Source organism: Kitasatospora sp. NPDC054768 (assembly GCF_053612025.1).
Genome location: NZ_JBSHBN010000018.1, coordinates 13,169 through 27,280 on the forward strand (window position 1 = coordinate 13,169; position 14,112 = coordinate 27,280).

At 74.6% G+C, this 14,112-nt stretch carries 13 protein-coding genes and 1 pseudogene; 10 read left to right on the plus strand and 4 right to left on the minus strand.

All coding sequences use genetic code 11. The features are described 5' to 3' along the window. Positions 1–382 precede the first annotated feature (382 nt). The 5 genes from ACWGKU_RS07985 to ACWGKU_RS08005 all read left to right on the plus strand — a co-directional run bounded on the left by ACWGKU_RS07985 (position 383) and on the right by ACWGKU_RS08005 (position 3,784). Positions 383–922: an RNA polymerase sigma factor gene (locus tag ACWGKU_RS07985; RefSeq protein ID WP_452177204.1), complete on the plus strand. Its 540-nt coding sequence runs from the start codon at positions 383–385 to the stop codon at positions 920–922. Positions 923–942: 20 nt separating this feature from the next. Further along, positions 943–1,299: a hypothetical protein gene (locus ACWGKU_RS07990; protein ID WP_452177205.1), complete on the plus strand. Its 357-nt coding sequence runs from the start codon at positions 943–945 to the stop codon at positions 1,297–1,299. Positions 1,300–1,591: 292 nt separating this feature from the next. Next, positions 1,592–2,293 (plus strand): ArsR/SmtB family transcription factor, encoded by a 702-nt coding sequence (locus ACWGKU_RS07995; RefSeq protein ID WP_452177206.1) that lies wholly within the window; start codon positions 1,592–1,594, stop codon positions 2,291–2,293. Beyond that, entirely contained in the window at positions 2,290–3,027 is a 738-nt protein-coding gene (locus tag ACWGKU_RS08000) for an SRPBCC family protein (protein ID WP_452177207.1), read from the plus strand. Before ACWGKU_RS07995 ends, ACWGKU_RS08000 begins: the two co-directional genes overlap by 4 nt. Before the next feature lie 184 nt (positions 3,028–3,211). After that, positions 3,212–3,784, plus strand: coding sequence for a dihydrofolate reductase family protein (locus ACWGKU_RS08005; RefSeq protein ID WP_401053948.1), 573 nt, complete (start codon positions 3,212–3,214; stop codon positions 3,782–3,784). Between the two features lie 122 nt (positions 3,785–3,906). Here ACWGKU_RS08005 and ACWGKU_RS08010 read toward each other — a convergent pair. Continuing rightward, positions 3,907–4,750 (minus strand): annotated as a pseudogene (locus ACWGKU_RS08010) (class I SAM-dependent methyltransferase). A gap of 208 nt (positions 4,751–4,958) precedes the next feature. Between ACWGKU_RS08010 and ACWGKU_RS08015 the strand changes: the two are divergent. Next, on the plus strand, positions 4,959–5,549 hold the full coding sequence (locus ACWGKU_RS08015) for a DinB family protein (RefSeq protein WP_452177208.1): 591 nt from the start codon (positions 4,959–4,961) through the stop codon (positions 5,547–5,549). 62 nt (positions 5,550–5,611) lie between these two features. Here the strand turns inward: ACWGKU_RS08015 and ACWGKU_RS08020 are convergent, their stop codons facing one another. Continuing rightward, the gene (locus tag ACWGKU_RS08020; RefSeq protein WP_452177209.1) at positions 5,612–6,172 is read right to left on the minus strand and encodes an AAA family ATPase; all 561 of its coding nucleotides are present in this window, start codon (positions 6,170–6,172) and stop codon (positions 5,612–5,614) included. Between the two features lie 100 nt (positions 6,173–6,272). On the opposite strand from ACWGKU_RS08020, the gene ACWGKU_RS08025 reads away from it, so the two are divergent. The 4 genes from ACWGKU_RS08025 (at position 6,273) to ACWGKU_RS08040 (ending at position 10,778) form a co-directional block, all read left to right on the plus strand. Then, positions 6,273–7,190, plus strand: a complete 918-nt coding sequence (locus tag ACWGKU_RS08025) for a hypothetical protein (RefSeq protein WP_452177210.1) — start codon at positions 6,273–6,275, stop codon at positions 7,188–7,190. A gap of 203 nt (positions 7,191–7,393) precedes the next feature. Beyond that, entirely contained in the window at positions 7,394–8,536 is a 1,143-nt protein-coding gene (locus ACWGKU_RS08030; protein WP_452177260.1) for an SUKH-4 family immunity protein, read from the plus strand. Positions 8,537–8,725: 189 nt separating this feature from the next. Beyond that, positions 8,726–9,823, plus strand: coding sequence for a DUF2332 domain-containing protein (locus ACWGKU_RS08035; RefSeq protein WP_452177211.1), 1,098 nt, complete (start codon positions 8,726–8,728; stop codon positions 9,821–9,823). A 196-nt stretch (positions 9,824–10,019) separates the two neighbouring features. Next, positions 10,020–10,778 carry a MerR family transcriptional regulator gene (locus ACWGKU_RS08040; RefSeq protein WP_452177212.1) on the plus strand — a complete coding sequence of 253 codons (759 nt, stop codon included), beginning with the start codon at positions 10,020–10,022 and terminating at the stop codon, positions 10,776–10,778. A 123-nt stretch (positions 10,779–10,901) separates the two neighbouring features. On the opposite strand, the gene ACWGKU_RS08045 is transcribed toward ACWGKU_RS08040, so the two are convergent. Beyond that, positions 10,902–13,295 carry an FtsX-like permease family protein gene (locus ACWGKU_RS08045; protein ID WP_452177213.1) on the minus strand — a complete coding sequence of 798 codons (2,394 nt, stop codon included), beginning with the start codon at positions 13,293–13,295 and terminating at the stop codon, positions 10,902–10,904. Beyond that, positions 13,292–14,005, minus strand: a complete 714-nt coding sequence (locus tag ACWGKU_RS08050) for an ABC transporter ATP-binding protein (protein ID WP_401049160.1) — start codon at positions 14,003–14,005, stop codon at positions 13,292–13,294. The genes ACWGKU_RS08045 and ACWGKU_RS08050 overlap by 4 nt, the downstream gene beginning before the upstream one ends. Positions 14,006–14,112: the final 107 nt, after the last annotated feature.

The window sequence follows — 14,112 nt, forward strand, 5'->3', positions numbered from 1 at the left end:
GACAACCGCCGTGACCAGGCGAGGCAGGTGACAACAATCTCGACCACTCGGTGACAGCTAGCGCGACCACGGCGAGGCGAACGCGCAGGTCGCAAGGCGCCCCGGGTGACAACTACCCCGACCAGTCACAACTCTCCGTGCACCCGGCCGCTCGCGCAGGCCGTACGGGCCGTGGCACGGCCGTCGGCGCCCCGCCGGGAACCCGGACGACTTTCTGCGGCGCGGGCCGAATCCTTTGGAGCGACCCGCGCCTCTTATAAACGTTCCGACAAACGTCGGGTACGGGATCCGGAGGTAGTGATGATCATCGGAATCGGCATCGCCGTCGCCCTGGTGCTGCTCTGCACCTGCATGCTGGCCGTGAAGCGCAAGCGAGCCGGGCGTGGCTGAATCGACCTGGCCCGGCGAGCAGTTGATCGCCGCCGCGCAGGCCGGCGACGTCGACTCGATCGCCGCGCTGGTGTCGGGATCGCACCCCAATGTGCAGCGGTTCGCCCGTTCCCTCTGCGCCACCCCGGAGGACGCGGAGGACGCGGCACAGGAGGCCTTGATCATCCTGTACCGCAAGATCGGGATGCTGCGGGCCTCCGGCGCCCTGGCGTCCTGGATGTTCCGCATCGTCCGCAACGAGTGCCTCCGGCGCGCACGGACCCGGCTGCGGGACCACGGCGCACCGCTGCGACAGGACGTCTGCGTGGACTCCGCCGAGGAGACCGCCCTGCGCCGCCTGGAAGCCGGCACGGTGGCGGCCGCGGTCGCCGCCCTGCCCCCCGACCAGCGCCGAGTGCTGATCATGCGGGACGTCCAGGGCCACAGCGGCCGGATGGTCGCCGACGCGCTGGGCCTCAGCACGGCGGCGATGAAGTCCCGTCTGCACCGGGCCCGTTCGGCGGTCCACCGGACACTGCGGCCCGCCACCTGAATCCGCCCGTGGAGGAAACGATGACCGGAACGAAGCCCGGAACGAAGCCCGGAACCGCCACCGGACCCGGGGGCCCCGACTTCGCGAGCAAGTCCCTGGCCGAACACGTCGTGCGCGGCGTGGTGGGCATCGGCTCGCTGATCGGCTCGGTCGCCCTCGTCCCGGCGGTCGGGCCGGTCGGCCTGGCCCTCCTGCCGGTCGGCCTGCTCGCCCTGCGCGGCTGCCCGACGTGCTGGGCGATCGGCTTGGCGCAGACCGTCTCGCGGGGCCGCCTCCAGCGCTCCTGCGAGGACGGCCGGTGCAAGCTGGCCGTCGCCGACCGCCACGACGAGCACGGGGAGGAGGTGCGGTCGGCGTTCACGGGCTCCACCGTCTGAGCGGCTCCCGCCGGAGGGCGGCGGGGGGCGGAAGGGCGGCGGGCACCGAGGGGCGGCGGCGAGGGGTGGCGGCGAGAGGGCGGGGACAGGAGGACGGGAGGGCGGGGGCCGAGGGGCGGCGGCGGGAGGGCGGGGGCCGAGGGGCGGCGGCGGGAGGGCTCGTCCCGTCGAAGTCCGGGCCTCCGCCCCGCGACCCCGTGTTCCGCCGGTCGGGCGGCGGCACTCGCCCGACCGGATTACCGACAAGTGTTTTTTCCTTGACAAATTTTTTTGTCGGCTGGATGCTGGAACGGTGCTGGAAGTCGCCGTGATCGAAGAACCCGCTGCGGCCGAGGCCTCGCTGGACCCCATGCGGTCACGCCTCCTCGCCGCCCTGACCGAGCCCGGCTCGGCCGCCATGCTGGCCGCCCGGCTGGGGCTGCCCCGGCAGAAGGTCAACTACCACCTGAAGGAACTGGAGCGGCACGGCCTCGTCGAACTCGCCGAGGAGCGCCGCAAGGGCAACGTCACCGAACGGGTGTACCGCGCCACCGCGGCCTCCTACGTGATCTCCCCCAACGTCCTGGCCGCCGTGAGCCCGGACCCCGCCCGCTCCCCCGACCAGCTCTCCGCCCGCTGGCTGCTGGCGCTCGGCTCCCGGCTGGTGCAGGAGGTCGGGTCCCTGCTGACCGGCGCCTCCCGGGCCCGGCGGCGGGTCGCCACCTTCGGCATCGACGCGCAGGTGCGGTTCGCCTCCGCGGCCGACCGGGCCGCCTTCGCCGAGGAGTTGGCCCAGTCCGTGGCCGCCCTCGTCAGCCGCTACCACGACGAGTCCGCCCCCGGGGGCCGCAGCCACCGGGTGGTGGTCGGACTCCACCAGATCCCCGCCGCACAGCCCGGGGCGGAGGCGGGGGCGGCCGGGGCCGGACCGGCCGGGACCGGGCCGGAGGCCGACGCCGCCGGCAGCGCGGCAGAAGGCGCCGGAACCGCACCGAACCAGGAGAACCCACGATGACCCACCCGTTCGAGATCGAGCTGGAGACCTCCCTCCCGGCGAGCCCGGAACAGGTCTGGGAGGCGATCGCCACCGGACCGGGACTCGACTCCTGGTTCATGGGCCGCAACGAACTGGACCCGCGCGAGGGCGGCACCGCCGTCATGGAGACCGGGGGCCACCGCGCGGAGGCGGTCGTCACCGCCTACGAGCCCGGCAAGCGCCTGGCCACCCGTACGGCCGCCGGCGAGGACGGCCGGTTCATGGCCTTCGAGTACCTGATCGAGGGCCGGGACGGCGGTGCCACCGTGCTCCGCGTCGTCCACAGCGGCCTGCTCGGCGACGACTGGCAGGACGAGTACGACGCACTGCGCCGCGGCTGGCCCTTCCACCTCCACACGCTGCGCGAGTACCTCACCCACTTCCCCGGGCGCACCGCCGTCCCCGTCTTCGCCGCCGCGCCGTCGGCCGGCCGGCCGGAACCGGAGGTCCGGGCCCTCCTCGCCCACGCCCTGTCGCTGCCGCTCCCGGTCACCGCGGGCACGCGGGTCCACGGCGAACCGGCGGGCCTGCCGCCGCTGGACGGCGAGGTGGCCTGGGCGGACGACGAACGCTTCGAGGTCCGCACCGCCGACGGGCTCTACACCTTCCACCACGGCTCCGGCCTGGTGCTGATGTTCCACCACCTCTTCGGCCCGGCTCCGGACGGGTCCGAGGCCGCCTGGCAGCAGTGGCTGTCCGGGGCCCTCGGCTGACCTGCTCCTTCCGGCCGGCCGGACCTCCCCGGCCCGACCGACTTACTGCCCCGACCGGCCCAGCCCGATCGGCCCGTCGATCCGACAGCCCCGACAGCCCCGACCGGCCTGACCGGCCTGACCGGCCTGACCGGCCTGACCGGCCCGACCGCTCCAGATCCGCACGAGAACCGAGGAACCACCCATGCGCACCCTGATCAGCACCGCCTTCATCTCGCTCGACGGCGTCGTCGAGGGCCCCGGCGGCGAACCCGGCTACCGCAACTCCGGCTGGACCTTCAAGGACATCGAGTTCCTCCCCGAGGCGTTCGAGATCAAGGGGCGGGAGCAGGAGGAGGCCACCGCGATGCTGCTCGGCCGGGTCAGCTACCAGGCGTTCAGCCCGGTGTGGCCGGACATGCCGGAGTTCGCCCGCTACAAGACGCTGCCGAAGTACGTCGTCTCCACCACCCTCACCGAGGACGACCTGGTGCCGAACTGGGGCGGGACCACCATCCTGCGCTCGCTCGACGAGGTCGCCGCGCTGAAGGAGACCGAGGGCGGCCCGATCATCGTCCACGGCAGCGCCGCCCTGAACCGCGCCCTCTCGGACGCCGGTCTGATCGACCGCTACCACCTGCTCGTCTTCCCGCTGCTGCTCGGCGCCGGCAAGCGCCTGTTCAGCACGACGGACAAGGACACCCAGAAGCTGAAGCTGGTCGAGCACGAGGTGTACGGGAACGGCCTCCAGAAGCAGGTCTTCGACATCGTCCGCTGACCGCTCCCCGGCTGCTCCGCTCCCCTGCGTCGGCGGCGAGAGCGTCGACGACGGGGTCGGGGCGGGGACGGCCCTCCTGTCCGGTCTCCGGTCTCCGGTGTCCCGTGTCCCGTCCCGGACCGTCAACGCTCCTCTGCGGTGCGCCAGATGAACACCTCGCTGCTCGGCTGCCGCTCCGAGAAGAGCCCCGACGGCGAGGTCCGGGCGAGGAGGCCGCGGAGGTCCGACTCGAAGGCCGGGCGGCGCTCCGCGAAGAGGTGCGGGGCCGAGGAGGAGAGCGCGAAGACGCCCGCGACCGCCTCGTCGGCCGTGCGCTCCAGCGGTCGCCCGCCCGGGACGACGATCCGCTGCGGGCCGGTGAAGGCCGCCCGGGCGAGGACGGCGGCCTCGTCGTCCGGCGTGCCGTGCGGCAGCAGCCCCTGCCCGGCGCGGCGGACCGGGCCGAGGTAGTGCCGGACCAGCTCGCCGATCGCGGCGTACGGGACCGGCGGGTGCGGCAGCCCCTCGGTGGGCCGCGGTTCGCCCTTCAGGTCCGAGACGTGCGCCACCCCCGGCGCCGCCGGGCCGCAGCACGCACCGTACGGTCGCCGCCACCAGGTCGCGGTCCATCCAGTGGAAGGACTGGCCGAAGGTCGCCAGTGTGAAGGTGCCGAGGCCCGACGGCAGTTCCTCGGCCCGGGCCCGCACCCAGGTGGCCTTGGGCTCCGCGGCGCCGGCCCGGCGCGCCTCGGCGATCATCCCGGCGTCCGGGTCCACTCCGACGACCTCGCCGAACAGATGCGCCAGGCCCAGCGCCAGCGTGCCCGGCCCGCACCCCACGTCGAGCAGCCGCCCCCGCCCGTCGAGCCCCAGCGCCTCGGCCAGCGCCTCCGCCAGTCCGGGGGCGTACGGGAGCCTGCCGCGGGTGTAGTGGGCGGCTGTTCCGGCGAACAGCGTCTCGTCCCAGGACCAGGGGTCGTCTGCCATGGCTGCTCCTCCAGGGGTCCGACCGGGAGCGGCCGTGGGGATCCGGCCAGGGGCGGCCGTGGGGATCCGGCCAGGGGCGGCCGGGGGTTCGGCCAGGGTTCCGGCCTCGGGCGAACGGGGTTGATCCTGGCACGAGTTGACTCCTGGCCAGAAGTCCGCGGGGCGGGAAATCGATGGACAGGCATTCCGTGATCAGCAGACTGATCCCATGACTGTGACAGATGACAAGACCGACCTTCGGATCTACATCCAGGACGCCCGCGACGCCCTGCTCTGGAAGCTCGAAGGCCTCTCCGAGTACGACCTGCGCCGCCCGCTCACCCCCACCGGAACCAACCTGCTGGGCCTGGTCAAGCACGTCACCGGCGCCGAGGCGCTGTACTTCGGCGACACCTTCGGCCGCCCCTTCCCCGAACCGGCCCCCGTGTGGATCACCGGCGGGACCGAGCCGAACGGCGACCTGTGGGCGCGGGCGGACGAGAGCACCGAGGAGATCACCGGGCGCTACCGGCGGGTCTGGGCACACTCCGACGCCACCATCGATGCCCTGCCGCTGGACGCCGTCGGCACGGTCCCGTTCGGCGCCGGCCACGAACAGACCCTGCACCGGGTACTCGTCCACATGATCGCCGAGACCCACCGCCACGTCGGACACGCCGACCTGGTCCGCGAACTCGTGGACGGCGCCACCGGCCAGCGCTCCGACGGCGCCAACACCGCCCCCGGCGACGCCGACTGGTGGCGGACCCACCACGACCGCGTGGAGCAGGCGGCCCGGCAGGCCGGCGGACTGGCCTGAGCCGGAGGGGGGTGGGAGCCGGAGGGGCCGAGGGGCCAGAGGGGCCGAGGGGGCCGGGGCCGTCAGCTCTCGTGCGGGGCCGCGTCCGCGCCGACGTGCCGCACCACGGCCGCCGCCCGGTCGGCGAGGGGCCCCGGGGCGATCGGGACGCACACGTACCCGAACCCGGCATAGGCCTCCCGGTGGATCCGCTCGAACCGCAGCGACTCCTCGTACGAGATGCGCCGGGCCTCGGACGGGGTGACGAAGCCCGGGCTCTCCACGAAGAACACCCTGCGCTCGTACACCCCCGCCTCCCGGATGCGGTCGAGCTCCCGGGTGAGGGCCCGGGTCACCGAATGGCCGAGGTGCACCGCCAGGGCGTACGTGCACACCGGCGAGCGGTCGAAGAACCGCACCTCCCCCGGTCGGCCGACGGCCTCCTCCTGCCGCCGCCGCTGCAGGTCGACCACCGCGTCCACGAACGACGGGTCCGTCCACGGCTCCGGCTCGCCCTGGGCCTGCCGCAGCGCGATGACGTCCGTCGCGGCCTCCTCGACCACCGGATGGCCCGCCCACTCCAGCCACCGCAGGATCGCCGTCTTCCCGGCCCCCGGGGTGCCGGTCAGCAGGTAGCGCTTCATCCCCGCACTCTACGGGCCGGGTGGAGCGGCAGCGAAGCGGCTCCCTAGGGTGTCGGGCATGGGGACCTCCGGCGTGACGGGTACGGAACAGGGTGCGAGAGTGACCGTCCGGTGCGCGGACTGCGGAGGCGACGCGGTCCGGAGCTTCGGACAGTTCCTGCTGCACGGACGGGAGTTGTGGTGGGACGCCGAGCGTTTCTGCCCGCAGTGCGGCGCCGCCTGCTGCGAGGACGCGGGCCCGGAGGCCGCACCCCAGGACGTCCGCGAGACGCTGCTGACCGCCCACGGACCGGCCCGGCTCCGGCTCACCGGGCCGCTCACCGACCCGGTGGCCGCGCTGCGGACGCTCCGCGAAGGAGCGGGCATCACACTCCGGCAGGCGCGGGAACTCCTGGACGAGCTGCGGGACTTCGGCCTCAGCGGGACAGCCGTCGAGATGGCGTACTGGCGGGCGCGGCTGGCCGGGCGCGGAATCGAGGCGGAGGTGGCGGACGGCTTCGGGAGGGCGTACCGGTACGTGGGGCCACCGGAGCTGTGGGCAGCGGGCGACGGCACCGGTGGTGGCGGTCAACGGTTGCGGACGGAAGGCGAGTTCGCCGCCTGGGTGGAGGGGCGGTCGGCGGAGGAACTCGCGGAACCGTTCACCTTCGCGGTCGACCTCGGCGGCGCGCTGCGGCTCGCTCCGCGCCGCAGCGAGCATGTGGACTGTGCGGGCGGGGAGTTGGTGCTGAGTGCCGGGGAGATCGGGTTCCGGCGGCACCCGGGCGGATGGGAGGTCGAGACGGTCAGCAACCACTCCACCGGCTACTGCCCCGACACCACGTCCTGGCCTGCCGTCGCCGCCGCCCTCGCCCGCCTCCGACTGCCGCACCCCGACACCTTCACCCACGCGGTGGTCTTCCGCCGCTGCCCCCGGTGCGCCCGGTGCAACCTCGTCCGCGAGGAGCACTACGCCTGCGTCTTCTGCGACGCGGACCTGCCCGAGCACTGGAACGTCGACGGGGCCGCGCTGCCGTGAGCCGCCCGGGCGCGCTCCCCTCCGCCCCCACACGGCGAGCGCCCCGGGCGACCAACCGAACCACCCCGCCCCCGGCCGGCCGCTCGCACCGACCCGCCGCCACACCCCTCCCCCGCTCGGGAGTCCTCGGTGTTGTCGGGCCGGGCCGCTAGGGTCTGTGGGTCACGGGGCAGGCAGGGAAAGGGTTGGGGCACGTGGGGTTTGTGCGGGCAGCGGAGCTGCCGGGTGAGGTGGTGCACGCGGGGAGTCGGGACTTCCTGGTGCGGGAGGGGCTTCCGGCGACCGGGGCGTTCCTGGACTTCGAGGCGCTCGGGGACGGGGAGCTGACGGCGTTCCCGGCGGAGGCGGAGCGGCTGTTCGTCCTCGGGGAAACGGAGTACTGCACGCCGTTCGCCGCCGGCGGGAGCCTGGTGCTGCTGGACGGGGTGACCGGCGAGGTGTTCCTGGACAACGGTGGCCCGCGGCGCGACCTGCTGGCCTCCGGCGTGGCCGCGCTGGCGGGCCTGGTGCGCGCGGTGGACGCGGTGGCCGAGGGGGCCCGGCGGCCGGAGGCGCTGGACGGGCGGCGCGGGCCCACCGTGGTGGCCGAGGTGCTGGCGGGGGCCGAGCGGCGGATGCGGGAGATCGATCCCGGGCTGTTCGACGACGGGTCCGCGCCGCCCCCGCACTGGGGCACCGCGCTGCTGGTGCGGGCGTTGGGCTGGGGCGCGCTGCCGGGCGGGCCGGGCGGGCCCGCGTACGAGACGGCCCCGGAGCTGGTGGCGGAGCTGGCGGCGCTGACGGACCAGGACGGCGGCCCCGGCCGGGTGCACCGGTTCCGGCCCGAGGAGCTGCCCGCCGCTCTCGTACACGAGCCGACCCGGCGGCTGCTGACCGAGGTCGGCCTGCCGCTGGGCGGGGCGATGTTCGGGGTGTGCGAGGAACCGCTGGTCACCATGGGCGAGGCGTACCCGGAGTACTTCGACGGCGAGGAGGAACGGCCGTACCAGCGGGACTACCTCGCCCTCGGGGACTGGCCGACCGACCTCACGATCGCCCTGGACTGCGCCACCGGCCGGCTGGAGCTGCCGGACTGGTACGACGACGGCCACCCCGAGGCCTACCTGAACCGCGACCTGTCCGCCCTGCTCTACGCCCTCTGGACGTACGAGCGGCTGCGCGCCGAGTGGGACCGCTGGGAATACGGCCGGGCCCGGGGCACCTGGGCGGTGTTCGATCCGCAGGCGCTGCTGAGCGCGGTGGTGGACCGACTGGTGGAGACCGTCGACCCGGAGGCGTTCGCCTCGCCCGGCTGCTCCTGGCGACTGCTCGCCGAGGACGGGCACATGGGCGGCCTGCTCGGCTGAGCGCTTCGCCCGGCCAGGCTCTGGTGACGGGCGGTGGCCGGGGCGCCGGTGCACCGGCCCGCCGGTCGACACGCTGCGGGCGGCGGGAGGGGTGGCGCGCCGGTCGACGTGCTGCGGGAGGTGTGACGGGCCAGGCGTAGGCTGAGCCGATTCGATCACTTGAGAAGGCGTCGAAGGGAGCTGCGAGGGATGCGCAGCGATACGGGGGAGCTCTACCGCGCGTTCGCGGAGAGGGAGGCGCACGGCAACTCGCCGATCTACCAGGAGCTGGCCGAACGCGTCGCCGAGGACCGGCAGTTGTGTGCGCTGCTGGACGGGCTGCCCATCGCGAAGCGGCAGCCGAACCTGCTGTTCGGCGCGGTCCGGCACCTGGGCGGGCCGGTGACGGAGGGCTGGCCGGCCTTCCACGGCTGGACGGCGGAGCACTGGGCCGGGGTCTCGGCGACGATGCTGGAGCGGCGGACGCAGACCAACGAGGCGGGCCGCTGCGCCACCCTGCTGCCGCTGCTGGCCGCGCTGCCGCAGCCGCTCGCCCTGATCGAGGTCGGCGCCTCGGCCGGACTCTGCCTGCACCCGGACCGGTATCGGTACCGGTACCGGTACCGGTACCGGTACGTGGCCGGAGACGGGCGCAGGAGTGGGGGCGGGAGCGAGAGCGGCAGCGGCAGCGGCAGCGGCAACGGCAGCCGGGCCGGTACCCCGGTCGCCGAGTTCGGCGCCGAGGCGAGCCCGGTGACGCTGGACTGCGCGGTGAGCGGTCCGGTGCCGTTCCCCGGATCCCTGCGGGAGCGGCTGCCCGAGGTGGTGTGGCGGGCCGGGATCGACCTCAATCCGCTGGATGTGCGGGCCGAGGAGGACGTGCGCTGGCTGGAGTCGCTGGTCTGGCCCGAGCAGACCCACCGGCTGGACCGGCTGCGCGGCGCCGCCCGGGTCGCCCGGGCCGAACCGCCGCTGCTGGTGCGCGGCGATCTCAACGCGACGGTGGGCGAGTTGGTGGCTCGGGCCCCGGCGGGGTCGACGCCGGTGGTGTTCCACAGCGCGGTGCTCGCGTACCTGTCGCCGGAGGAGCGGGAGGAGTTCGCGGCGACGATGCGTGAGCTGCCCGGGCACTGGATCTCCAACGAGGCGGTTTCCGTGCTGCCGACCGTCGCCCGACGCCTCCCCCGCCCGGCCCCGGTCGGCTCCGGACTGTTCGCGCTCGCGCTGGACGAGCGGCCGGTGGCCTTCACCGGGCCGCACGGGCAGTCCCTGGACTGGTTCGGCGAGGCGTGGCCCGGCGAGGCATAGAGGCAGGCGAGGTAGAGAGGCACAGGCGGCGCGCGGCGGTGTGCGGCGGTGTGCGGCGGTGTGCGGCAGCGGGTAAACCGGCGGGAGTCTCGGGCTTGAAGCTGCCGCAACGGCAGCCTCTACCGTCGTGACCAGGGCCGGAGAACCGGCCCCGGTCCACGCGAACGTGGGGACATGGAGAACGAGGGAGGCGGCCATGGCCTGGCCCATCGCCGAAGTGGCCCGGATGTCCGGCGTGACCGCCAGGACGCTGCGGCACTACGACGAGATCGGGCTGCTGCCCCCGGCCTGGATCGGCTCCAACGGCCACCGCTACTACGAGGAACGGCAGTTGCTCCAACTGCAACAGATCCTGGTACTGCGGGCACTGGGCGTGGGGCTGACCGAGATCGCCCGGATCCTGGGCGATCAGGTGGACGAGCTGGAGGCCCTGCGGGGCCACCGCCACCGGCTGGTCGCCGAGCGCGACCGGCTCGACGCCCTGGCCACCACTGTCTCCCGCACGATCGCCGACCTGGAACGCTCCCGGAAGGACGGCACGCCCATGACCATCAACCGCCCCGAGAACCTGTTCGAGGGCATCCAGCCCGACGACGTCGACGCGAGCCTGCGCGACTTCCCCGAGCACGCCGAGGCGGCTCGGCGCGCGACCGCCGCGATGTCTCCGGCCGAGATCGAGGCCGGACAGCGCGAGCGGACCGCCCGCATGATCCACCTGGCGGAGCTGATGGCGGCCGGCCACCCGGCCGGCGCCGAGCCCGTGCAGAGCAAGATCGACGAGGAGTACCAACTGCTCCGCACCATCCGTTCGGTTCCGGCCGAGGAGTACCTGGCGATCGCCCGTTCCTGCACCGAGAACGAGCAGTGGAGCGCCGCGTACGAGGCCATCGCCCCGGGCCTGGCCGCGTACCAGCGTGCCGCCATGGAGGAGTACGCGGCGGCGCGGCTGTCCTGAGCCGGGTCGAGCCGGACCGACCCGGCCTGGCTCAACCCGGTCCGGTCCGGTCCGGGAGCCTTACGGGGGGCTCCCGGACCGGGCCGGACGCCGGGTGGCTCCGCTCCTGGTCCTTCCTCCTTGTCACTCCGTGCGCAGCGCCGTGACCGTCCGGGTGCGGGCCGCCCAGGTGGCCGGGAGGGCGGCGCCGAGCAGGGCCAGCACCAGGCCGCCGAGTATCAGCGGCCCCGCCACCGGCGGGGCGAACACGGCGAGGTCGGCGTCCGGCACCCCGATTCCGGCGGCCCGGGCCATCGCGGGCATCACCTGGTGGTGCACCAGGACACCGATCGGGACTCCGATCAATCCGGCCGCCAGCCCGCTGCCGCAGACCGAGGTGAGCACCATGCCGACCGTCTGCCGGGGCGCCATCCCGAGCGCCTTGAGCACCCCGAGGTCGTGCACCCGTTCCCTGGTGTCCAGCAGCACGGTGTTGAGCACCCCGAGCCCCGCCACCACGGAGAGCAGCAGTGTGAGCACGCCCGCCAGGGTGTTCATCGCCAGCACCACGATGTTGAGGTGCTCCCCGCCGGGTTCGGCGCCCAGGCCCATCGGCTTCACGGCCTGGTCCAGCCCGTCCGCGTAGGACTGCGCGTCGGTGCCCGGGGTGAGGTCGATGTGGAAGGTGAGCGCCTCGGCGTGGATCGCGCCACCGAGCGGCGCCAGCGTGGCCCGGTCCGTGAACACCACGTCGTTGGTGGTCAGGACCTCGCCGGTGATCTTCGCCGGGGTGCTGCGGCCGTGGTCGGTGAGTGTGACGGTGTCACCGACCTTCGCCTCGTTGGCCCGCAGGTAGGCGTCGGCCACCACCACCTCGCCGGGGCCGTGGAACCAGCGGCCGGAGACCAGCTGGAAGCCGCTCCAGGAGGCGTCGCCGCTGAACGCGACCACCTCTGAGCGCCCGGTGTTCCCGGCCAGGGCGACCGGGGCCGGGGCGGTGCTGTACCAGGCGCGGGTGCCCGTTCGGGACTCGACGGCCTTGGCCACGGCCGCCTCGTCCACGTGGTCGACGGGCTGCGCGGCGCCCTCGATCGGGACCTGGACCACCACCTTGCCCGCGCGGTCGGCCGTCAGGCCCTCCTGGATGGAGCTCAGCGAGAGCGTCAGACCGACGCAGAGGGTGACCCCGACCGTGCCGAGCACCACGGCGGCACCGGTGGTCGCCGAGCGGCCCGGCCGGTTGAGCGGGGAGGCCAGCCCGAGGCTGAACGCACGTGGCACCGGCAGCCGGCCGATCAGGTCCTGCGCCCGGGACAGCGGACCCGCCGCCCCCGCCCCGCCGGCCGTGCGACGGGCGGCCGCCCGTTTGGCGCCGGGAGCCGTCCGGCCGACCGCGAGTGCCTCCACCGTCCGCAGCCGCCCGGCCCGCAGGGCCGGTACCACCGCGGTGCCCGCCACGGCCGCCAGCGCCGCCACCGCGACCACGGCGTCCACCCAGACCGGGATGCCGAGCAGCCCGCCGCGCAGGGCCTTGTGGGCCAGCCCGAGGACCGGTACGGAGAGCAGGTTTCCGAGGAGCACGCCGAGCGCCGTGCCGAGCCCGGCGGGGATCAGCGCCTGGCCGACGTAGGCGCGTGCCACCTGGGCGGGGGTGAAGCCCAGGGACTTGAGGATGCCGATCCGCCGGGTGGCGGCACTGACGGCGCCGCTGACCACGACGCCGATGATCAGCACCGACATGGCCAGCCCGAGCACCCCGAAGGCCGTGACGAACGGGACGAAGGTCGAGGCCGTCCGGTTCGCCTCCTCCCGGGCGGACCGGTAGGAGGTGACCGCGGCGAGCGCGTCGCCGGGGACGGCGGCGGCCAGCGCGGCGCGGTCCGCGGCCACCTCGGCGTCGTCGTCGGCGTGGGCGAAGCGGTAGAGGTACTGGACCGCGGGCACCGTGCCGGGCGCCGCCAGCCCGGCCACCTGCTCCGGGGCGACCCAGCCGTCCGCGCTCCAGGAGACCGAGGCCGCCAGGCCGACGACCTTGAGCGTCGGGTGCCCCGGCCGGTCCGGGAACTCCATGCTGTCGCCGACCGCCAGCGGGGAGTGCCCGTCCAGGAACACCACCTCACCGGGGCCCTCGATCCAGCGGCCTTCGGTGATCCGCAGGCCGTCCAGTGGGCCGTCCTGGGCACGGCCGACCAGCGTCATCGGCGGCAGCGGGCTCCCGGCCGGCGGGATCCGGGTGTCGGGGCCGGAGCGCGGCTGGACGGTCACCGCCTGGTAGGGGCCGGCCGTGGCCGTCACGCCGGGCGCGTGGGCCGTCCCGGCGAGCTGGGCGGGGCTCGCTCTCTCCCGGTCGTACAGCACGTTGAGGTGGGCACCGCGCTGGTCCGCGAAGGAACGCTGGTAGGGGCCCTGGGCGGCGACCAGCAGCCCGAGCGCGAGGATGCACGCCGTCACGGACACCATCGTGGTGAGCACCATCACCAGGGTCTGCACCCGCCGGCGGCCGACCCCGGCGCGCACCACCTTGCCGAGCGCGCTCATCGGCCACCGCCCGGCACCGGCGCGGCCGCCGTGTCCCGGACCAGCCGGCCGTCGAGCAGTTCGATCGTCCGGTCGGCACAGGCGTCGGCGAGCGCGGTGTCGTGCGTGACCAGCAGGATCGTCTGGCCCTCCGCGTTGAGCCCGCGCAGCAGGTCGCGGACGTCGGCGGCCGAGGCGGTGTCCAGCGCTCCGGTGGGCTCGTCGGCCAGCAGCAGCGGCGGACGGTTCATCAGCGCCCGGGCCACCGCGACCCGCTGGCGCTCGCCACCGGAGAGCCGGCCGGGGAAGGCCTTGGCGTGCCGGGCCACTCCCAGCCGCTCCAGCAGTTCCCCGGCCCGGGCCCGGGCCGGCTCCCGCCGCATCCCCGCGAGCTGGGCCGGGAGCAGCACGTTGTCCTCCGCGGTCAGGTCGTCCAGCAGGTTGAAGAACTGGAACACCATGCCGATCCGCGCCCGCCGGTACTCGGCCAGCGCGGCCTCGCCGAGCCGGTGCACGGCGACGCCGTCCACCTCCACCTCGCCCTCGCTCGGGCGGTCGAGGCCGGCGACCAGGTTCAGCAGGGTGGACTTGCCGCTGCCCGAGCGGCCGAGCACGGCCAGCGCCTCGCCGGCCCGGACCTCCAGGTCGAGCCCGGCCAGGGCGGGACGGGCGGCGTCGGATCGGTCGTACGTCTTGCTGACGCCGCGGATCCGGATGATCGGCGCGTTCACGGGCCCTCCACGGTTCGGGGTCCGGCCCCGGGAACCCCGGGCCGGCTGACGGGACATGACGCTACGAATCCGCGGCGGGGTGCCGACAGCCGTCTGGACGGCCTCTG